Genomic DNA, 20,439 nt, shown 5'->3' with positions numbered 1-20,439 from the left:
TTAAAGATTGAAAGCAAGACCTTATGAAAAAAAATGAAAAAACCGGCTTTTTTCTCGCTGATCAGCTCAAACGCGATACGTTTCCTATCGCTGAACTGAGGTTGTCATCATTGCTTTTGATGAATGACAAAAGATACCCATGGGTTATTTTGGTGCCTCGTGTGGCTAATGCGCAAGAACTTTTTGATCTTAATCGCACTGAACAGAGCTTTCTAATGGAAGAAATCAGTGTGACATCAAAGGCGATGTCGCTTGTTAGTCGACCGGAAAAAATCAATGTGGGTGCAATCGGTAATATGGTGCGCCAACTGCATGTGCATGTGGTGGCCCGCTTTACAACAGATATGGCGTGGCCAGCCCCAATATGGGGCAATGGCGCGGCGGAGCCTTATCATGATAAGGCCGAGGCTTATCTGTCCTTGCTGCGCCCACAAATCAAGCAATTGATGATGGAATAATAACGGCTAAGCTAAACTGTTCTGTTGACTCAATAAGAGTCCGTCAACTCCCTGTGGATTTTAACACGCAAAACCGTTAGATAGACCTAATGACGTTTCAAGAAGGAATATTTGTATGACGATCCGTTTTCACAAGGGCGATTTGCCGGATCTTAGCCGTTATACGGGTGATGTTGCTATAGATACTGAGGCCATGGGCCTTCATGCGCATCGTGACAGGCTTTGTGTGGTGCAATTATCTCCTGGCGATGGCAGTGCTGACGTTGTCCAAATTGCTGCAGGACAAGCAGACGCTCCTAATATTTGTGCGCTTTTGGCAGATATGAGTAAGGAAAAAATATTTCATTTTGCCCGCTTTGATGTGGCGCTGCTGCTGCATAGCTTCAATGTTATGACGACGCCGATTTTTTGCACAAAAATAGCCTCGAAACTCACACGTACTTATACTGATAGACATGGCCTCAAAGAGCTTGCGCGCGAGCTGGTTGGCGTTGATATGTCCAAGCAACAGCAAAGTTCGGATTGGGGGGCTGATACTTTGAGTGAGGCCCAGCTTAATTATGCAGCCTCTGATGTCCTTTATCTTCATGCCATGCGGGATATTTTGAAAGAGCGTCTGTTACGCGAAAGTAGAACAGACATGGCCAATGCATGTTTTGACTTTTTACCAACCCGTGCAAAACTAGACCTCGCTGGTTGGCCGGATACGGATATATTCTCGCATTCATAGAATCTGATCCTCAAAAAATTCAAATCTCTAAAAGCATAATGCGACATAGTAATTTGGAATGAACAAGCTCATATTTCCGCCATACTGATAGGAGCTATAGCTTATCTAGTTAGTTTTAATGGCGCTGCTTTTGCGACGTTATATCGAATGGTGAGTTTACTTCTTACATGTGTTATTGTGTTATGAATAAAAGCTAACAAACGTAGCATAGCCAACAATTTGGTAGTTCATGAATATACATGACCCTAATATGAGCAATACGACACAAGGATTGACCGGGCCAGCGGCTGTCGATCATCTTGGTCATGGCGATGGTCAACAGCAACAATTGTTGCAAGCTATACAAGCTCAAAAAATTGAAGGAGCCAATAAGTTTAAGGCCGCTCGAAGCTATTCCCGCCGCGTGCGGAAACTCAAAATTGCTTTACCGGTCATTGGGGCCATTTTTATAGCCCTCTTCGTTGGCATTGCGTATCTGTCACAATTTTCTACGCTGCCACTTGGTTTTGCCGCCATTGATTTGACAAATGGACAAATTGTTATGGAGCGCCCAACCTTGAACGGTTTTACATCAAGCGATGCGGAATATGAAATCGTCGCTGAGCGGGCGTTACAAGACCTAACAGATCCGAAAAAGGTTCTTCTGGAAAAAATTAGCGCGACCCTTACGCTTGATGATGGCAATATCGTTTCAATTGACGCTGGAAAAGGTCGATTTAATGTCAAGGGTCAGCATCTCGTGCTGAGCGATGGCATAAGCATGCATATGAGTTCAGGTTACACTGGTGAATTGGATTCTGCCACAATTGATATAAAAGGCGGCATGCTTACCAGTAAGGGTGACGTGTTTGTGAAGGCCGATATTGGTGAAATTCGAGCAAATAGCCTAACCGTTCGTGATAATGCCACTTTTATTCTGTTTGAAGACAGGGTACGGATGATTGTTAACCCAACTAAAGTGCGTCCAAAATAGATGCTACATAGTCAAAGGATACTGCCTGTGATGACCTTCAGGTCTAAAGCATATTTACATTTGTCATTGTTCGCTGTTGCTATCATTGCGACTGCCTTCTTTTATGTGACTGCTGGTTTCGCGCAAGCCACAGGTGACGCCTTTACGGGATTTCGTTCGAACAATAACAACCCTATCCAAATAGAAGCTGACAGTCTGGAAGTGCGAGATGTAGAAAAACTGGCCGTCTTCAAAGGCAATGTTGATGTTAAGCAGGGTGAAACCACAATGCGTGCCGCAACATTGCACGTCTATTACGATGGTTCTGTTAAACCTGGAGAAACTGGCGGCAATCAGGGCATTAGCCGTATTGAGGCAAACGGCAAAGTTATTGTGACATCAGGCGATAATAAAGCCACAGGAAAAAATGCGGTATTCAATATGAAGTCGCAATTGGTTACGCTCACAGGCGGCGTTGTTCTTACGCAATGTGAAAATATTATTCGTGGAAAAAAGCTCACCGTCAATCTTGATACAGGAAAAGCGCAACTCTCTGGTCAAGGGCGTGTCCAAGCCTTGTTTTCGCAAGGTCAAGGATCTTCATCATCAAAGAAATGCAAGTGATTTAAGGCGTATATAAGGCGCTTTGAAATAACGTAATGATTGACTCCTCTCGCTCAATTGATGGCAAACTGATGCGCAACAGATATATAGTGTGAATGAACAGCCATATGCCTCATGTTGAAGTAGCCCCAGCAGCCTCCGTAGAAACATTGCGCGATAACACGGGCCGTGGCTGGTTGATCGCTAAAAATTTGCGCAAGAGCTATAATGGCCGCACTGTTGTCAATGGCGCTAGCTTGGCGATTGGTCGAGGCGAGGCCGTTGGCCTTTTAGGGCCAAATGGTGCGGGTAAAACAACAACTTTTTATATGATAACAGGTTTGGTGCGGGCGGATGAGGGGTCTATTTACCTCGATAGGCACGATATATCGCCTTTGCCGATGTATCGTCGGGCGCGCCTCGGCATCGGTTATCTGCCACAAGAAGCTTCTATTTTTCGAGGCCTGAATGTTGAAAATAACATTCGCGCTGTTCTTGAAGTGATTGAGCCGAATAAGAAGCGGCGAGAGCAAGACCTTGAAAACTTACTCACCGAATTTGGTATTGAACATTTACGCAAAGCGCCCTCAATTGCCTTGTCAGGCGGTGAACGCCGACGGTGTGAAATCGCACGCACATTGGCAAGCAGGCCGAATTTTGTACTGTTGGATGAGCCCTTCGCTGGTATTGATCCTATAGCGGTTGGTGATATACAAATTCTCGTCAAACACCTCAAGAAACGTGGCATCGGTGTTTTGATAACTGATCACAATGTCCGAGAAACCCTCGGGGTGATTGACCGTGCTTATATTATTCACTCAGGTCAGGTATTAACCCAAGGCACGCCTGAAACCATCATCGCTAACCCCGATGTGAGACGCCTTTATCTTGGCGACCAATTCACATTATAATTTGACGGGTTATCAGCCATAATTGCGCTTGTTAGCGATGTCTTGAGTGATTTTATTTACAATTTTGGTATAACTATGCTTTAACTTAAGCAAGACTTGGACCAGTTTTAGCTGGACTAGACAAAAAACTTTCAAAAGAAGCATAACAACGGTAACTCATGGCCCTTTCGCCAAGATTAGAATTTAGACAGTCGCAATCGCTGGTGATGACGCCGCAGTTGATGCAGGCGATCAAACTATTGCAGCTGTCTCATTTGGATCTGACAAGCTATGTGGAAGCTGAGCTGGAGAAGAATCCACTGCTACAGCGCGCAGAAGAGAAAGAAAGCGCTAACTCAGAAAACGTCGGAGAATTACCTGCAGCCTCCCAAGAAGAAGGAAGTGGCGGGGATGATAATAATTGGGCTGATGAGCCGCTTGAGGCTAACCCACAACAAATAGCCGAAACCTTTGATACCGATGCTGAAAATGTTTTTCCAGATGATTCAGGAAGCGCTGGCCGTGAAGCCTCAACTGTTACAGGTAGAGATACCCATCCATTACAATCTAATGTTCAAGGCGGTTCTAATGAGGGCTACGACCTTGAAGCTTTTGTCAGTGAAGAAGTTAATCTGACACAACATTTGATGTCACAAGTTGGCTTGTTGATACAGGATGCGGCTTTACTTCTTGTGGCGCGCACATTGGTGGATAGCATTGACCCAAGCGGTTACATCCGTACGGATTTGAGCGAAATTGCTGAAGGGCTGGGCGCGTCATTAGATGTCGTTGAAAAAATGTTGAGCGTTCTTCAAACACTTGATCCACCTGGCATTTGCGCCCGCAACTTGCCCGAATGTCTGGCGCTCCAGTTTAAAGAAAAAAATCGTTATGATCCTGCCATTGCAGCTCTCCTTGATAACTTGGATCTGCTTGCGCGGCGTGATTTTAACGCGCTGAAAGAGATATGCGACGTTGATCATGATGATTTGATGGAAATGATTAGCGAAATTAAAATGCTGGACCCTAAACCAGGGGAAGCATTTGGAGATGTGCTCTCAGAGACGATTGTGCCAGATGTTATAGTGCAGGCTCGGCCAGACGGTAGCTGGGCAATTGAATTAAATTCTGAAACGCTCCCGCGAGTAATCGTTGATCAGACATATTATGCAACGGTAGCAAAGACCGCGAATGATGAAGCAGAGAAGACCTATCTAACCGATTGTCTTCAAACAGCGAATTGGCTGGTTAAGAGCCTCGATCAACGGGCCAAGACAATTTTAAAAGTATCAACCGAGATTGTGCGTCAGCAGGATGCTTTTTTGACAAAAGGCATACAATATTTGCGCCCGCTGAACCTCAAAATGGTGGCAGATGCGATTGAGATGCATGAATCGACGGTCAGTCGGGTGACATCCAATAAGTATATTACGACACCGCGTGGTATTTTTGAGTTGAAATATTTCTTCACCGCCTCAATTGCCTCATCTGAAGGCGGAAGTGCGCATTCTGCTGAATCTGTGCGTCACCGTGTGCGCGCACTGATTGATGCAGAAAGTCCAAAGAAAATTCTTTCAGATGATGCATTGGTCAATTTATTAAGAGAATCAGGCATCGATATTGCTCGGCGCACTGTTGCTAAATACCGCGAAGCCATGCGGATTCCATCGTCAGTCCAGCGTCGCCGCGAAAAGCGTGCAGCTTTGGAAAGCAACTGATTCGATCGAATTTTCTCAGAATTTCTTCATATTTTTCAATGTTAATATCTTAATTGTAATGATTGAGCACTTTTTCTCTAAAAGAGCTGACGGGTGATGATCTAGTCGTTACAGTGGTCTCATAATAGCGTGAGTGGCATATGATTCTCGCCATTCGCATATTGATAATAATATGATGGAGGCAATATGAGTTTACGTATTTCAGGAAAGAATATTGACGTTGGTGATGCTCTGCGAACTCATATAGGTGATCAGATAGATGCCGCCGTTAGCAAATATTTCGATGGCGGGTATACGGGTCACGTGACGCTAGAAAAAGAAGCGTCAACATTTAAAACTGAATGTAAAATTCATCTTGATACAGGTATCGATCTTGTTGCCACGGGCGCTGCGATGGAAGCTCATCCTTCATTCGATCTTGCTGCTGCCCGCATAGAAAAGCGATTGCGTCGTTACAAACGAAAATTGAAAGATCACCGCGCATCTAGTAACTCTAAAGGCTATCAAGTTCCATTTTATGTGCTTGAAGGTCCCGGTGAAGGCATTGACGATAGCCAAGATAATGAGGCTTCTCCAGCGGTTATTGCTGAAAATGAGACAACAATTCTAACAATGACGGTCTCTACAGCCGTCATGGCCATGGACTTGGCAGAGCAAGATGTGTATGTGTTCCGCAATCCTGATAGTGGAGAGATCAATATCCTTCATAAACGGCAAGATGGAAACATCGGCTGGATTGATCCCTCGCAAACATAAAAGACATTACTGGGCCAGTATTTGATAAGTGATAGCTGCAAGTGCGATTAGGCCAGTCAAGGGAAATACAATGGATCTAGAAGATCTTATCGTAGCAAAATCTATTTTGCCCACGTTAAAAATTTCAAGCAAGAAGCAGGCTATTCAGGTCTTATCTGAAAAAGCAGCCGAGCTGTCAGGGCTGGACGAGCGCGAAGTTTTTGAAACACTTTTGCAGCGTGAACGTCTTGGATCCACGGGTGTTGGGTCCGGAATTGCCATTCCGCATGGAAAATTGCCAAGCGTGGAGAAAATTTTTGGTATTTTCGCACGACTGGAAACCCCGATAGATTTCGATGCACTTGATGATCAGCCTGTGGATATTATATTTTTATTACTAGCCCCTGAGGGTGCCGGTGCGGATCATCTCAAGGCACTAGCAAAAATTGCTCGCCTGTTGCGTCATAGCGACACCATACAAAAAATCCGCGCAACAGCTGATCAAGAGGCTCTCTATTCTCTTCTGATCACCCCACCTGATCAGGTGGCCGCTTAATCGCTCGCCGCCCTACCTGCACTATTCGGCTACTCAACGATGATCCATAATTTTCTAGTGAAGACTAACCATCTCTAGATCATGCTCGTCTGCATTGGCTTCTGCCAGGGACCTATCATCTGATATCATCAGTGGCTCACCATCAGCACCAAGCAGCGCAAAGAGTTTATAAGGGATTTCACCATCCAAAATTCCGGGATATAGGACTTCAAAATCGGAAACGGAAAGCTCACGTATATAAGCAACATTCTCCTCGCCTATATGAAGAAGCTCTTCTTGCGTTATCGTGTCCTGTGTGGACACATCAAAAAAATCAGTCATAGCGCAACTCCTTTGTACTCTTTAACAGCGCATCTAAGACAGGCACCAATATATTCTGGTTGATTCTGTACGTTTCAATAATCGAATCACGTGATACGAATCAGTTTGCCTGTGAAATCTTAATCTTTTTTATCATTCGTTCAGGTTGGCGCTTTTTTAATTCAATAGATAACAGGCCATTGCTCAACTCTGCCTCACCAGCTTCCATTCCATCTGCAAGGACAAATGTTTTTACAAACTGTCGCGCAGCGATACCACGGTGAAGATAAACCCGCGATGTATCATCTGTTTGTTTGCCACGAATAATGAGCTGGTTTTCTTCAACTACAATTTCAAGATCATCTTCCGTAAAACCTGCAACAGCTAATGTTATGCGTAGGGATAAAATATCATCTGCGCTAATAACCTGCTCGATATTATAGGGAGGGTAGCCGTCACTACCATTTTTAGAAACATGGTCTAATAGGCGTTCAATCTCATCAAAACCCAATAAAAGCGGATTTGAGAAAACCGGACCTCGCGGAGGGGCGTTTCGTGTCATATCAAAACCTCATAACAAACCCCCAAAATGGGCGGTCATTTATGGAATCCCAATCGGGCATTCCTATAGAACTAAGATGGGTATTGATGATGATAATTTCAAGAATTCTGAGCTGCACCGATCAATTGATACTGTCAGACGAAATCATGACAGGCCAATTAGCCGGCATCAGCGCTTTTTTTGCCTGACATGAATTGTGGACCTTTGATATTCCACCACAATAGAGCAAAAAACGCCACCAACCCTGCTATATGGAGTGATCGATCCAGCGGCCAGAGTAAGGATGCCCCAATGGCAAGAACAACAACACGCATTACGATATTGAGTTTGTTTTCCCAATAGCCCTCTATTCCAGCGCTGATCCCCCACAAGCCAAATAAAGCAAAGACGAATATCTCGATCATCACTGGCCAATCGCCGGAAAGAAACGGCGTATAGGCAAATAGAAGCGGCACAAAATACAAGCCTTTTGCAATCTTCCATGAATAAAAGCCGGTTTTCATCGCAGGCGCTTTCGCAATCGCGGCAGCGGTGAAAGCTGCGAGACAAACAGGTGGTGTAACATTGGAATCTTGGCTCAACCAAAAAATGATCATGTGAGCGGATAATAGTGCGGTTGCGAGTATCGCAGGAGAAAATGCATTATCGATAATCAGCCCTTTGCTTTCAGGCGGTATAAGGTCGAGCATTTCTTTTGCTTGAGCCACGGACATCGGTGCGTTTAACAGTGTTATTTTATCGGGAGCTGCAAGAAAGAAAATCGCTTGTGCGTTCTCTGGTAAGCCACCAGCAACGAGTAGATCGATGATTTGGCCATTTAAAATAAGCTGATAGAGGGCTGGTGCTGAAAGGGTGCCGAGCACGATGTAGGCAGCTGTTACAGGCAACCCCATTCCCAAAACCAACGAGGCAAGGGCAACGAGCACAATGGCGACAAAGAGGTTTCCATCTGACCAATTGCTGATCATCAATGAAAATGTATTGCCAACGCCCGCTGTTGTGATGATGTTCACAATCAAACCAACCGCGCATAACAAGATGGCTGTCATGATCATATTGCGCGCGCCCAGTTCTAAAGCGCCTAATATATCGCGAATACCCATCCGGTGCGGTGTTAGCCATGAGGCGGCGATACATGTGAGAATGGCCCAGCCGGCTGCATAGGTTGGTGAAAAGCCGTTCACAAGGAGATAAATCAACAAGCCGATCGGCAATATAAATTGCGGGCCACCTTCACGTAAAACTTTCATGAGAGGCGGCTGCTCTTCAGCGGTCAAACCGACTGAACCAGAGCTTTTTGCTTGAATACGTACAAAGAAGGCAACTGTCGCGAAATACAAAATCGCAGGCAAAAAGGCGACAGCGATAATCGTTGTATAAGGAATTTGTGTTGTGGCCGCCATGACGAAAGCGCCAGCGCCCATGATTGGTGGCATGAGCTGCCCACCCGTGGAGGAGGCCGCTTCAACGCCGCCAGCAAAATGACTAGGAAAGCCTGCTCGCTTCATTAGTGGGATGGTGATCACGCCTGTTGAGGCAGTATTAGCGACTGCTGATCCGGATATAGTGCCCGTTAGACCGCTTGCAAAAACCGCAACAAAACCCGGCCCGCCTATCGTCTTTCCGGCAATCGCACGCGAAAGATTAATGATAAATTCGCCGGCGCCTGATTTCAGCAAAAAAGCACCGAAGATGATAAAGAGAAAAACAAATGTTGCTGAAATACGCGCGATGGTTCCAAACAAGGCATCATCACCGTAGATCGAACGGAACATCAATGTTTCCACTGAAAGCCCTGGGAATTTGAAAACGCCTGGCACATGAGCACCCCACAAAGTGGAATAAGACAAGGCAATAATGATCAAACTAGGAATAATCCAGCCAGTTGTGCGCCGGGTAAATTCAATAGCGCCAAGGATGGCAATAACACCAGCAACCCAATCCAAAGTAACAAGGCGAACACCTCGGTCGTATATTGAACTTTCAGCAAACACCAGATGAATAGCTGAAAGGGCAACGGCCACGCCAAAGGCAATATCCAACATGCGTAAAACTGGTTTTTTTGCGAAATCTGACTGACTGAAAGGAATAGCCAAAGCACATAAAAGAGCGAAGCCTGCGTAGTGAAGGCCGTTTTGGAGAAGGGTGGATACATTGGCAAATGTATTCATCCATATACTGCTAAGCGACAAGACGATTGCCAAGACAACGATGATGCGTTCGAGGGGAGAGGTTTTCTCTGACTTAGGATTATTTACTTTAGTCATCGCCTCAGAGCGCATCGCTTATTCTCCAGTCATATGAAAATAGGAATACGCCAAAACGCTTGGCGTAGACATGGAAATATACGGGCAATCAATCTAGGTGTAGATGTGAGATTGCCCGTATATTTATTATGCTAAGTCGCGTTTTATTTCGCGATCAATGAGTCTGGGATTGAAATGCCAACTTCTTTGTAGAATTTCGCAGCACCAGGGTGCAGTGGAAGAGGCAAGCCTGCAACCGCACGTTCAACAGCCATTGCTTTTGTTGCTTTATGAATAGCGTTCAAGAAAGGCAGGTTTTCGTACATGGTTTTTGTAATCATGTAGACTGCATCTTCATCAACGTCTGAGCGAACAGCAAGAAAGTTTGGCTGAGCGATTGTGTTGACGTCTTTATCTTGTCCTGGGTAAGTGCCAGCTGGGATCGTGTATTTTGTCCATAGACCTTTACCACCATCTGCTTTTGCGGCTTGCTCATCTGTGAAAGAAAGCAACTTCACTGAATCGCCTTTGGCTGCAAGAAGTTTTGTAACTGCACCCATTGGTACGCCTGCTGGAAGACCTGCTCCAGAAGCTTTTCCATCGGCAACAGCATCAGCTGACGGGCCATAGCCGCCATGAAAGAGTGAGAAATCGCTATCAATATCAAGGCCGAAACCTGAAAGGACTGTGCGGTTAGAGCCAATTGTACCTGACTTTTGTTTGCCAAATGCCATTGGTTTGCCTTTTAGTGCAACGATATCTTCAATCGTTCCTGTTTTTGCAGCATCGGCAGAGATAACGAACTGTTCAACATTTTGCCAAAGCATAGAAACAGAACGAAGGTCTTTTTGTGGGCCATCCGCTTTTACTGGGCCTGTGCCAGTTGCAGCATAGTGACCAAACAAACCTTGGATGATTGCAAACTGAGCTTCATTTTCGCGAAGAAGCCGTACATTTTCGCCTGAACCAGCTGAGTTGATTGCGGACATGCTGATTTTTTGTTTTGGCTGTAGTTTCACTTTAGTAAGCGTCGCAATAGCAACACCCACAGGATAGTACGTACCACCAGTTGAAGCTGTTGAAAGAATATAATTGCGTTCTTCAGCGGCTGTAGCTACAGCCGTGACACCCGCGATGAGTGAAGCTGTTGTAAGTGTTGCAACAGCTGCCTTTTTAAATGATGTAAATTTCATGTAATCCTCCCAGATTATGCCATGTTATGTTTGAGGCCTGTAAGTGGCCACCTAACTAACATAGCAAGGACTATGCCAATCATCTAGTCGCTTGTCACGCTTGTTTTGTAGGTTGATTAACGTCTAAAAGAGCATCTATGAGCAATATTATGCCGGTGGCATAGTTTAATCGGCAGGTTTTCGCTTATGATCTAGCGTATCTCGTTCAAGTCCATAGCGGTTCATTTTATCATTTAGCGTCCTGCGCGGAACAGATAAATCATCCATAACAGCGCTAATATTACCCTCATGCTGCTTAAGAGATTGCTCGATCAAAGACTTTTCATAGCGGGCTGTTTGCTCCGCCAGTGAACAAGTGGCATTTATGTCTTTTTTACTGTGCGCTTTGGTATGAATAAGCCGCTCAAGATCGCCTACACCATGGCTTCGTGACAAGACAAACCGTTCGGCAATATTTTTCAATTCGCGAACATTGCCGGGCCATGCGTGTGCCTTTAATGCGGCCATGTCAGACGCCATGAGATCATCCGCACTTTGTTCAAACTGTTTTTCTGCCAGACTTACGAAATATTCAAATAAGAGAAGGATATCATCGCCGCGCTCGCGCAATGGCGGCATATGCAGCTCGATGGTATTCAACCGATAATAAAGATCATCGCGAAGCCGTCCGGATGCTACGGTTTCTGATATATTTTCATTGGCCGCCGCCACTACTCTCACGTCAATATCGACCAGCGCATTGCCACCAAGGCGTTGTACTTTTCTTTCTTGCAAAACCCGTAGTAATTTTACCTGCATGGGGAGGGGCAGGCTGGTAACTTCATCAAGAAACACAGTGCCGCCACGTGCATATTCAAATGCACCAATACGCGCATCGCCAGCGCCTGTAAAAGCGCCTGCCTTATGGCCGAAGAACTCACTCTCAAACAAATCATCGGGGATTGCGCCGCAATTAATGGCTTGAAAGGGGGACGGTGCGCGGCGACTAAAGTCATGTAGGGCGCGTGCAGCAAGTTCTTTGCCGGTTCCCGTCTCGCCCTGCAGCAGGACATTCACATCTGTAGCGGCCAGATGCACCAGTTCACTACGCAGATCACGCATCACGCCACTCTCGCCGATCAGATAGCGCGATAATCCACTAGAGTCAGCAAGCTGCTTTTTGAGACGTCGGTTTTCTAATAACAGCGTGCGCTGCTCGAAAGCTCTCGTGACAATTTCAGCAAGTCTTTCCGGCGAGAATGGTTTTTCCAAAAAATCATAAGCACCCCGCTTCATGGCATCGACCGTCATTGGCACATCACCATGGCCTGTCATTAAAATAACAGGAATTTCTGCGTCTAATTCTTTCACAGCAGATAACAGCGCCAAGCCATCCATGTCAGGCATTTTGATATCGCTCACAATAACACCTGTGAAATCCGCTGTGAGCGCTTCATATGCCGTGCGCGCATTAGAAAAAGCACTGACAGAAAAATTGGAAAGATTAAGCCATTGCTCGAGCGAGCGAAGCATAGCCTTTTCATCGTCAATTAAAATAATTGGTTTGGTCATTTACTCCGCTGCCCTCAGAGCGTGCTTTGCTTCATCTGCCAGTTTGAGACGGACCGAGAAAACTGCGCCACCTTCAACATTACGCGCTCTCAGCGTTCCGCCCATATCTTCGATCAGCCCATATGAAATTGCAAGACCCAGACCGACACCTTGTTCAACAGGCTTGGTTGTGACGAAAGGATCAAACACATGTTCAAGTACATCACTGGCAATACCAGGCCCGTTATCTTCAATGCGCAAAACGGCTTCTTCTTCTTCTCTCAAAAGTGATATTTTAAGGCGTGGGTTTTCTTGTTTATCAGACATAGCATCAAGCGCATTGCGGATGATGTTTGATAACACTTGTTCAACACGATGCTCGCTGCCGGTAACAATCATCGCCTCTTCTGTCATCTCTTCAATAATCTCGACTTTGCTGTCTTTAAATTCGCTTTTGAATGTTTTAAAGACTGCACGAATAGCATCATGCAATGAAACTAGTGCAGTTTGCTCATTTGTGGTTCGTGCAAAGAGTTTCAAGTCACCCGTGATGGTCGATAGACGCGCAATGACATCTGCAATATCATTGAATGTCTGCTCTGCCGCATTGTAATTTTCCCGTTCTATGAGAAGTTTTCCGCTGGATGCAAATGTTCTGATTGCTGAAATGGGCTGGTTTACTTCATGGGCGATGGCCGCTGACATGCGCCCAAGAGCGGCCATTTTACTGGCTAATATCAGTTCTTCTTGTGCGGCTTGTAGATCAGATTCGGCCTGTCTGCGGACTTCAATTTCACCCGCTAATTCGGTATTGATTTGTTTGATGCGGGTTGCATCTTGTGCTTCGCGAACAAGGGCTTTTTTCCTTAATCTTTCCCTATAATAAAGTAGGGCCACCCCAAAGAATAAAATGGTGCCTGCGGCAAAAGCCATGGCAATCCAGCGGGCTGAGATAATTGGGCGCGCATTGGCAAGATAATGCATCGTCCATTCATGCTCAGACAGCTTTGATCGAATATCAAAATACCGCTCACCGTCGCTGAAATGCATGACAGGCCTTGCCGCCAATGTTTGGTAGGTAATCTCAAGAGGTTTAATGGATTGTTTGGTAAAGGTACGATTGGCGATCAAACGCTCACGGACCTCATGTGATAGAGGGTTGAGTGTTCGGTAGAGCCAGTTTTTGTTGGAAGCGGAAATGACAATGCCTTCAGCATTGGACACCATGACTTTTTCGCCACCGTCCCGCCATGTGGTTTGCAGGGCTTCCAGCTCAACTTTGACAACAACAACACCAAGGATAGTCTTTTCTATATCGTCAGTATAAATGGCACGGGAGATAAAATAACCCGGTCTTTTTGTTGTCACACCAACAGCGAAAAAGCGACCTTCACGCCCATCGAGAGCATCTTTGAAATAGGGGCGAAAGCCGTAATTATGACCTTCGAAACTCTCCTTCTTAGACCAATTGCTTGAAGCAATTGTTTTCCCACTGGGGTCGAGCAAATAAATAACACTGGCATCAGAAGCCGTGGCAGCTGTCGTAAGATAATCCCGTACATCTTGAAGAACGTCTTGCCCCAAAAGCAAGGCGCCAACCGCATGATGTCGTGAGATGACAAGGGGAAGGTGGCGTAGGCGTGAAAGAGCGTTTTCCAAAGTGGTGCGATAAAGCCGCACCCGCTCGGAAGAAGATTTCTCCAGTTGAGATAAGGCCACTGTCGTTGACACAGTTCCCACACCCCAAACAGCACCCAACATAAGCGCGCACAAAAAAGCTATAGTGAGAATGAGGCGTGGTTGCATTAATTACTCAAAACTAGAGGCTTCCATGACTTAGACCAATTCTGCATCCGTCATGATTTCGACAAGTGAAGGCCCATCATAAGCGAGCGCCTCCGCAATTGCAGTCTCAATTTGGGATGTCTCGGTGACGCGTGTCCCATGGCCGCCGCAAAGACGGGCAAAGGCAGCAAAAGACGGATTATGCAGATCCGTTGCCCAGACCTCCCATTCACCTGCTTTTTGCTCTTTCGAGATTTTACCAAGCTCATGGTTGTTGAGCAGAATATGGGTGATATTCATGCCGTATTTAACAGCCGTTGTGAAATCCATTGGATATTGGCCAAAGCCGCCATCGCCCGATATCGAGATCACCTTGCGTCCTGCATATTCCTCAAAATCCTGCGTTGCTGCCCATGCGCCGATGGCTGCCGGGAAACCAAAACCGATGGAGCCAAGATAGCCAGACATCAATACGCGCTGGCCTTTGGTCTCAAAATATCGGCCAAAGGAATAGGTGTTATTGCCAACGTCACAAGCAATGATTGCGTCATCAGGGCACAATTTGGAAAGGACATTAAAAATAGAAACCGAATGGATGCCTTTGTCGCCGGTTTCCGATAGGCGTCTTTCTTTTTCTTTGCGCCATATTTTCCAGCGGTCCGCTAATTCTGAAACTTGATCAACTGCAGGCTTATGGTTTTTAAGTTTTGGTGCAACTACCTCACAAAAAGCGCTCAATTCACCCCAGATTGGCAGATCAACCGGATGGAACTTACCAAGCTGCATGCGTTCAAAATCAACCTGAATGATCTTCTTGCTTGGTTCAATGCCCGTGTGATTTGAAAATGATGCACCAAGGGCAATGATAAGATCAGCCTCATTCATAAACCAGCTGGCAATTGGCGTGCCAGAGCGACCCAGAACACCGCCTGCATTTGGATGATTATCCGCAATCAACCCTTTGGCTTTAAAGGTTGTTAAAACCGGAGCGCCAATTTTTTCAGCAAATTCAATAATAGCTTCACGCGCGTCCACCGCACCATGGCCAATCACGATAATCGGACGTGAGGCCTCTTTGATCGATTGAACAGCGGCTGCGATATCATCATCGCTCGGGATAATTTTTGTCCCGCCAAGCCGGCCTTCGGCGTCTCCAGCTGGCGCATCACTTGGATCAGTTTGTATATCATCAGGAAAAATCAGATGCGCCACATCACGCTCCACAAGCGCGGTCTTGCAGGCAAGAGACATCAGTTCTGTGTGCTTGGATGTGCTGAGTACCGGTTGCGAAAATTTGGCAACGGCATCAAAGGCTGATTTCAGATCAATATCTTGAAAAGCTCCGGGACCGAAGACCTGTGTTTGAACTTGACCCGTTAGGGCGAGAATCGGCGCGCGGTCTACTTTGGCGTCCCACATGCCGGTTAGCAAATTGGTGGCACCGGGGCCTGCAATCGTAAGACAGGCTGCTGGTTTATTTGTTAGTTTGCCATAAGCAGAAGCAGCAAAAGCCGCAACACCTTCATGGCGAATGCCGACAAAGCTCAACTCGCCCGCATTTTCGCGCTGACGGATCGCTTCTGACAGGCCAAGATTTGAGTGGCCCACCATGCCGAAGACCCGTTTGACACCCCAGTTCACCATGGTCTCAGCCATGGCATCTGTTACCGTGCGTTCACGCGGCGGCTCTGGCTCAAGGCCGACAAAAATTTCACCATCACGAATGTCGATGGGATAAAGCGTCTGGCCTGTGTCTTCATGCCCCCCTGGAGGAGCACCGGTGAGTGGGTCAAAATCCCAACCATGCCAGGGGCACCGTATCCAACATTTGCCGTCGACACCCTTTTCAATAGACCCTTCACCCAGCGGCCCATTTTGGTGGGGGCAGCGGTTGTCCATGGCGGCCCATTGCCCATCGAAATGAGAAAGGCACATGGAGATCGTCCGGGCTGTGACGGTTTTGACGCGCCCCTCAGGCAGATCAGATACGTTTCCGACGCTTATCCATTCCAAGCTTTCTTTAGTCATTCTTCTCTCCTGCACCCAAAACGAAACGCTCTTAAAGCGTTTTTGTTATTTTATCACTCGGCTTTTGCATGATCATGCAGGTGGCCTAGTGTTTACTAAATTTATCGAACCCTTTTTGAAGGGCTGTCAGCACAAGAAAGACTCCTATAGCCCAGACTAACAACTCAAAAGGAGCAAGCTCCGTTCCGCGCACCCATTTGGCGACAAGTCCGCCTTTGGGTGTTAATTCTTTCCAGCCAAAGAGCCCCGGTCTATCCCAAAGGCTAAAGGCCCAAAATCGTGAAACGTAAAACAGCACAAAGCCAGTGAACGCGACTATGATGAGACTTATGAATCGCTTCATTTGACAACACTCACATTTGCAGGATCAACAAGAACAACCAACAAATCGCCACGCCGTTCAATGTTGGCCTCGATCTCTACAAATTGGCCAACATAATCGTAAAGCTGTCTTCTAAGCGGTTTGCCATTTGCATCACCAACCAATAAAAACTCCGAACCTTCAATGGGTTGCGTTGACACAAAAACTGGCGGGATATCTCCTTCAAGGCACAGGTTAGCACAGGCTTTATGAGCAAGACCCCGCCCAGGATTCATCGCGCCGGCAATACATTTTCCATCACAAATTTCGCCTTGAATTTTCCAGCGCCCCAAAGGCACACTTGCTGGAATCTCTGCCGCTTCAGATAATGGCTTGAAGCCTTTTTTGCCACCCACAAGTTGCAGCATATCAATATCGCCGCGCCGTAAAATGATGCCTGTCACTTCGGCAAGCTCGCCCGTGCGCTTTTTGACGGCTTTCATAGCGCCTCTTTTTCCTGAACCAGACAGCATGAGGGTTTGTCCCGTCTTAATGCGCTCGTTGCCCTTGGTTACATAGATAAGAGGATAGGGTTTATCTTGAATTATGCCGGTGACTGTCTGGCGACCAAAGTCAAACCGGAAACCAGCCTTTCCAGGATCGTCCTGTGTCGCACCAATAAGAAGGGCACTGGTCGCAAAGCCGGAAAGCAGCATGATTGAGATAAATAGGAGAAAAACCTTTAAGCCTTTCGGGATGCCTAAATAGCCGACAAAAAAGGGTGCTTTTGCATCATTCATTTTATTGCGCTCCTGCTGTTGTGAAGGGAACCGGTTCAACATAGGTCCCTGGCGGATTTGCATTGGGATCAACCATCACGGCATTCCCTTGAATGCTGACACGATAAGTCGGCACCATTTCGGTAAAAGGAGCAGGAGACCTGCCATCCGTTACATTGTACTGGAAACCATGCCATGGGCAGGTGACAAAGCAATCAATCACTTTGCCTTCACCTAACGGACCATTTTGGTGCGCACAGGCATTAGAAATTGCCGATAGCTTTCCCTCTTGCAGATAAACAGCCACACGTTCTCCGTCAGACAGCTGTGCAATCTTAGCATAGCCTTCGCGCATGTCGGATAGATCACAAACCTTGACCCATTCGGCTGTTCTATCAACGAGCGGGTCGCCATGTTTGCGCTCATGAAAGGCCGCCCAAAGATGGAGAGCCGCGACAATCAAAGCTGCAATGATGAAAATCAACGTGAAAGTATGATTTTGTTGATCCTGCAAAATACCAAAGCTGACGTGGGCAACCACGGAAATATAGGCCGCGTAAATCAGATAGTGGGTGTATTTCCAGATACGCGGTGTAAAAAACTTAAGCCAGAAATCATGGCTGGTTGCAGCCAGTATAATGAGGCACGTGAGGGAAAAAATGCCAAAAGCCTCAAACGGAAAACCGGCCAGTTGTCCATAGCTCGTGTTGGCAAATAAGAGAGCTTCATATTTGTCAGATTTCGAAAAGGCGAAATACCAATTCACTATATAGCTGGCATGCGTAATGCCGACAAAAGCGGTCATCACACCAAAATGACGCCGATTATAAAGCAAAGGCAAAAAGCGCTTATCAATACGAGCGAGAGGGCCAATACACAAAATAACACTCAACATCAAAAAAGCGCAGGAGCCGAAGGCACGTGCATTATGAACCTGTCCATTAATGCGCCCTTCATTGCCCATCAAATCCGGCGTGATGTAAATAAATGCATACAAATAGGCAAAAACACTCGCCAGCATAATGGCATTGTATTTCCATTTATTTGGGTTCCACTGGACAGGGATATATTTGACGCTCATTGGTTTTGATCCGACTCTTGAGAGATTTTTTGCGGTGTGAAATCTGCTGGCCAAATCTGACGTTGAGCCAGACCTACCATGATGATCACGGGAATAGAAACAGCAAAAACAATAGCCACCCAGAAATGAGCATTGCGCGGTGGCTTATGTCGACTTTGCCATTGATCACGCCCTGTCTCCAAAACAAACCAGCGCCATAAAACAAGCGGCCATATAACAAGAAGAGCAGGCACGAGTAGAGGCCTGAAAGCATAAGCCCCTTGTGCGTCTTCATCGAAACGGTCGATGCCGATTGTCAAAAATACAAGGGCAATCACAGCTCCGATAAGCATCCAAATTTCCAAGTAATATAGTATGGCTTCTGCTGCGTTCATGATATTCCACCGAAAGATACGCCAGATAATTCACTCATCTCTTTTTTCCATGTCGTTAAATCTTCATGACAGAATTTAGAAAGGTGGTCATGCCCACATGCACGAGCCATCACCTGCATCAATTCTACGGACGCTTCAAAGAAGTTTGTTAATTGGCGGGCAGATTTTTCAATTTCCAGCCGGTTTACTAGATGCGGTTTTTGTGACGCGATGCCCACAGGGCAGTTGTTAGTGTGGCAGGCACGCATGGCGATGCAACCAATTGCCTGCATGGCAGAATTTGATAGGGCAATTGCATCCGCCCCCAGTGCTAAGGCTTTGATGAAATCAGCTGGTTTGCGCAACCCGCCTGTGATCACAAGCGTGATATTATCATTGCCTGACTTGTCGAGGTGCCGTCGCGCTCTTGCTAGGGCCGGGATTGTAGGCACAGAAATATTGTCACGGAAAATAATAGGTGCTGCACCTGTGCCACCGCCACGACCATCCAAGATGATGTAGTCGACACCAACCTCTAGGGCCGCATCAATGTCTTTCTCGATGTGCTGGGCTGACAGTTTATAGCCTATCGGAATACCGCCAGTGCGCTCCCGCACTTCATCTGCGAATTCTTTGATCTGACTTGTTTCTGTCCAGTCTGGAAAACGCGATGGCGAAATGGCGTCGTCCCCGGGGTTAAGGCCGCGCACTTCCGCGATTTTACCTTTAACCTTGTTGCCCGGCAAGTGACCGCCAGTGCCAGTCTTTGCACCTTGTCCGCCTTTGAAATGGAACGCTTGCACCTTTGCTACTTTATCCCAGCCAAAGCCGAAACGCGAAGAGGCCAGCTCATAGAAATAACGAGAATTGGCCTCTTGTTCTTCCGGCAACATGCCGCCTTCACCGGAACAAATTCCGGTGCCGGCAAGCTCTGCGCCGCGCGCTAGCGCTATTTTTGCAGGCTCAGATAAAGCGCCGTAGCTCATATCAGAAACAAACAGTGGAATATCAAGCTTCAGCGGCTTTTTAGCGTTTGGCCCAATAATAACTTCAGTACCAACGGCATCGTCGTCGAGCAGCGGTGGCGTTTGTAATTGAGCGGTCAATAGCTGAATGTCATCCCAGTCTGGCAATTGATTGCGCGGCACGCCCATTGCGTCAACTTTGCCGTGATGGCCAGTTTTTGAAAGACCATCGCGGGCATATTGCTGAATGAGGCCCGTATAAGGCTCTTCTTCTGTCCCGTGAGCGGTATCTGCATATTGGCCCAGATATTCATCGCGGTTGAACGGCTGTGGGTTTATTTTGCACCAAGCGGCAATCTCATCTTCGTCGACAAGAATTTCGCCGCCTTCCACCCATGATTCAAACTTTGGCAGCACTTCTTTATTGTCATATTCTGAGATGCCGGTTTCGACTTTATAATCCCAATAATGGACGCCACAGATCAAGTTGTCACCTTTGACAAATCCATCAGACATCAGCGCGCCTCTGTGCAGGCAGCGCCCGTACATCACAGAAATTTTTTCATCCATTCTCACGATAACAAGATCAACATTCGCCACCAATGCATGGGCAGGCTTTCGGTCTTTGATATCGTCGAGTTTTGCAATGGCGATTTTTTTCATGAGGCTTTCCT

The 20,439-nt window shown here is 46.6% G+C and carries 20 protein-coding genes; 8 read left to right on the top strand and 12 right to left on the bottom strand.

The window, feature by feature from the left end; all coding sequences use genetic code 11:
* The first annotated feature begins 23 nt into the window (after positions 1-23).
* From ABJ081_06110 to ptsN, 8 genes are all read left to right on the top strand, one after another.
* A complete protein-coding gene (locus tag ABJ081_06110; protein ID MEP6356238.1) occupies positions 24-458 on the top strand; it encodes an HIT family protein in 435 nt (144 codons plus the stop codon).
* Positions 459-573: 115 nt separating this feature from the next.
* Positions 574-1,188, top strand: coding sequence for a ribonuclease D (locus tag ABJ081_06105; GenBank protein ID MEP6356237.1), 615 nt, complete (start codon positions 574-576; stop codon positions 1,186-1,188).
* A gap of 250 nt (positions 1,189-1,438) precedes the next feature.
* Entirely contained in the window at positions 1,439-2,161 is a 723-nt protein-coding gene (lptC, locus tag ABJ081_06100) for an LPS export ABC transporter periplasmic protein LptC (GenBank protein MEP6356236.1), read from the top strand.
* Positions 2,162-2,191: 30 nt separating this feature from the next.
* Complete coding sequence (locus tag ABJ081_06095; protein MEP6356235.1) at positions 2,192-2,764, top strand: LptA/OstA family protein; 573 nt, start codon at positions 2,192-2,194, stop codon at positions 2,762-2,764.
* Positions 2,765-2,871: 107 nt separating this feature from the next.
* The gene (gene lptB / locus ABJ081_06090; GenBank protein MEP6356234.1) at positions 2,872-3,654 is read left to right on the top strand and encodes an LPS export ABC transporter ATP-binding protein; all 783 of its coding nucleotides are present in this window, start codon (positions 2,872-2,874) and stop codon (positions 3,652-3,654) included.
* Positions 3,655-3,812: 158 nt separating this feature from the next.
* Entirely contained in the window at positions 3,813-5,351 is a 1,539-nt protein-coding gene (gene rpoN / locus ABJ081_06085) for an RNA polymerase factor sigma-54 (protein MEP6356233.1), read from the top strand.
* A 186-nt stretch (positions 5,352-5,537) separates the two neighbouring features.
* Positions 5,538-6,107, top strand: coding sequence for a ribosome-associated translation inhibitor RaiA (gene raiA, locus ABJ081_06080; GenBank protein ID MEP6356232.1), 570 nt, complete (start codon positions 5,538-5,540; stop codon positions 6,105-6,107).
* Positions 6,108-6,177: 70 nt separating this feature from the next.
* Positions 6,178-6,642 (top strand): PTS IIA-like nitrogen regulatory protein PtsN, encoded by a 465-nt coding sequence (gene ptsN / locus ABJ081_06075; protein MEP6356231.1) that lies wholly within the window; start codon positions 6,178-6,180, stop codon positions 6,640-6,642.
* Positions 6,643-6,696: 54 nt separating this feature from the next.
* On the opposite strand, the gene ABJ081_06070 is transcribed toward ptsN, so the two are convergent.
* The 12 genes from ABJ081_06070 to ABJ081_06015 all read right to left on the bottom strand — a co-directional run bounded on the left by ABJ081_06070 (position 6,697) and on the right by ABJ081_06015 (position 20,428).
* A complete protein-coding gene (locus ABJ081_06070; protein MEP6356230.1) occupies positions 6,697-6,963 on the bottom strand; it encodes a DUF1150 family protein in 267 nt (88 codons plus the stop codon).
* A gap of 100 nt (positions 6,964-7,063) precedes the next feature.
* Positions 7,064-7,504, bottom strand: coding sequence for an Hsp20 family protein (locus ABJ081_06065; protein MEP6356229.1), 441 nt, complete (start codon positions 7,502-7,504; stop codon positions 7,064-7,066).
* Positions 7,505-7,662: 158 nt separating this feature from the next.
* The gene (locus tag ABJ081_06060; GenBank protein ID MEP6356228.1) at positions 7,663-9,786 is read right to left on the bottom strand and encodes a TRAP transporter fused permease subunit; all 2,124 of its coding nucleotides are present in this window, start codon (positions 9,784-9,786) and stop codon (positions 7,663-7,665) included.
* Between the two features lie 128 nt (positions 9,787-9,914).
* Positions 9,915-10,943: a TAXI family TRAP transporter solute-binding subunit gene (locus tag ABJ081_06055; protein MEP6356227.1), complete on the bottom strand. Its 1,029-nt coding sequence runs from the start codon at positions 10,941-10,943 to the stop codon at positions 9,915-9,917.
* A gap of 165 nt (positions 10,944-11,108) precedes the next feature.
* Positions 11,109-12,494: a sigma-54 dependent transcriptional regulator gene (locus tag ABJ081_06050; protein MEP6356226.1), complete on the bottom strand. Its 1,386-nt coding sequence runs from the start codon at positions 12,492-12,494 to the stop codon at positions 11,109-11,111.
* Positions 12,495-14,279: an ATP-binding protein gene (locus ABJ081_06045; protein ID MEP6356225.1), complete on the bottom strand. Its 1,785-nt coding sequence runs from the start codon at positions 14,277-14,279 to the stop codon at positions 12,495-12,497.
* A 30-nt stretch (positions 14,280-14,309) separates the two neighbouring features.
* Complete coding sequence (locus ABJ081_06040; protein MEP6356224.1) at positions 14,310-16,286, bottom strand: thiamine pyrophosphate-binding protein; 1,977 nt, start codon at positions 16,284-16,286, stop codon at positions 14,310-14,312.
* Positions 16,287-16,371: 85 nt separating this feature from the next.
* Positions 16,372-16,629, bottom strand: a complete 258-nt coding sequence (locus ABJ081_06035; GenBank protein MEP6356223.1) for a hypothetical protein — start codon at positions 16,627-16,629, stop codon at positions 16,372-16,374.
* A complete protein-coding gene (locus ABJ081_06030; GenBank protein MEP6356222.1) occupies positions 16,626-17,387 on the bottom strand; it encodes a hypothetical protein in 762 nt (253 codons plus the stop codon). The genes ABJ081_06035 and ABJ081_06030 overlap by 4 nt, the downstream gene beginning before the upstream one ends.
* A gap of 1 nt (position 17,388) precedes the next feature.
* Positions 17,389-18,447, bottom strand: coding sequence for a Rieske 2Fe-2S domain-containing protein (locus ABJ081_06025; GenBank protein MEP6356221.1), 1,059 nt, complete (start codon positions 18,445-18,447; stop codon positions 17,389-17,391).
* A complete protein-coding gene (locus ABJ081_06020) occupies positions 18,444-18,779 on the bottom strand; it encodes a hypothetical protein (protein MEP6356220.1) in 336 nt (111 codons plus the stop codon). The genes ABJ081_06025 and ABJ081_06020 overlap by 4 nt, the downstream gene beginning before the upstream one ends.
* A 38-nt stretch (positions 18,780-18,817) precedes the next feature.
* Positions 18,818-20,428: a glutamate synthase-related protein gene (locus tag ABJ081_06015; protein MEP6356219.1), complete on the bottom strand. Its 1,611-nt coding sequence runs from the start codon at positions 20,426-20,428 to the stop codon at positions 18,818-18,820.
* Between the last annotated feature and the right edge of the window lie 11 nt (positions 20,429-20,439).

This window comes from Hyphomicrobiales bacterium, from assembly GCA_039989895.1.
Lineage (GTDB): Bacteria > Pseudomonadota > Alphaproteobacteria > Rhizobiales > JACESI01 > JACESI01.
This window is presented reverse-complemented; position numbering and strand designations above follow the sequence as displayed.

Bases quoted from the DNA above. Each gene is read 5' to 3' on its own strand.
- ABJ081_06110 (MEP6356238.1), top strand. From the start codon at position 24: ATGAAAAAAAATGAAAAAACCGGCTTTTTTCTCGCTGATCAGCTCAAA.
- ABJ081_06105 (MEP6356237.1), top strand. From the start codon at position 574: ATGACGATCCGTTTTCACAAGGGCGATTTGCCGGATCTTAGCCGTTAT.
- lptC (MEP6356236.1), top strand. From the start codon at position 1,439: ATGAGCAATACGACACAAGGATTGACCGGGCCAGCGGCTGTCGATCAT.
- ABJ081_06095 (MEP6356235.1), top strand. From the start codon at position 2,192: ATGACCTTCAGGTCTAAAGCATATTTACATTTGTCATTGTTCGCTGTT.
- lptB (MEP6356234.1), top strand. From the start codon at position 2,872: ATGCCTCATGTTGAAGTAGCCCCAGCAGCCTCCGTAGAAACATTGCGC.
- rpoN (MEP6356233.1), top strand. From the start codon at position 3,813: ATGGCCCTTTCGCCAAGATTAGAATTTAGACAGTCGCAATCGCTGGTG.
- raiA (MEP6356232.1), top strand. From the start codon at position 5,538: ATGAGTTTACGTATTTCAGGAAAGAATATTGACGTTGGTGATGCTCTG.
- ptsN (MEP6356231.1), top strand. From the start codon at position 6,178: ATGGATCTAGAAGATCTTATCGTAGCAAAATCTATTTTGCCCACGTTA.
- ABJ081_06070 (MEP6356230.1), bottom strand. From the start codon at position 6,963: ATGACTGATTTTTTTGATGTGTCCACACAGGACACGATAACGCAAGAA.
- ABJ081_06065 (MEP6356229.1), bottom strand. From the start codon at position 7,504: ATGACACGAAACGCCCCTCCGCGAGGTCCGGTTTTCTCAAATCCGCTT.
- ABJ081_06060 (MEP6356228.1), bottom strand. From the start codon at position 9,786: ATGCGCTCTGAGGCGATGACTAAAGTAAATAATCCTAAGTCAGAGAAA.
- ABJ081_06055 (MEP6356227.1), bottom strand. From the start codon at position 10,943: ATGAAATTTACATCATTTAAAAAGGCAGCTGTTGCAACACTTACAACA.
- ABJ081_06050 (MEP6356226.1), bottom strand. From the start codon at position 12,494: ATGACCAAACCAATTATTTTAATTGACGATGAAAAGGCTATGCTTCGC.
- ABJ081_06045 (MEP6356225.1), bottom strand. From the start codon at position 14,279: ATGCAACCACGCCTCATTCTCACTATAGCTTTTTTGTGCGCGCTTATG.
- ABJ081_06040 (MEP6356224.1), bottom strand. From the start codon at position 16,286: ATGACTAAAGAAAGCTTGGAATGGATAAGCGTCGGAAACGTATCTGAT.
- ABJ081_06035 (MEP6356223.1), bottom strand. From the start codon at position 16,629: ATGAAGCGATTCATAAGTCTCATCATAGTCGCGTTCACTGGCTTTGTG.
- ABJ081_06030 (MEP6356222.1), bottom strand. From the start codon at position 17,387: ATGAATGATGCAAAAGCACCCTTTTTTGTCGGCTATTTAGGCATCCCG.
- ABJ081_06025 (MEP6356221.1), bottom strand. From the start codon at position 18,447: ATGAGCGTCAAATATATCCCTGTCCAGTGGAACCCAAATAAATGGAAA.
- ABJ081_06020 (MEP6356220.1), bottom strand. From the start codon at position 18,779: ATGCTTATCGGAGCTGTGATTGCCCTTGTATTTTTGACAATCGGCATC.
- ABJ081_06015 (MEP6356219.1), bottom strand. From the start codon at position 20,428: ATGAAAAAAATCGCCATTGCAAAACTCGACGATATCAAAGACCGAAAG.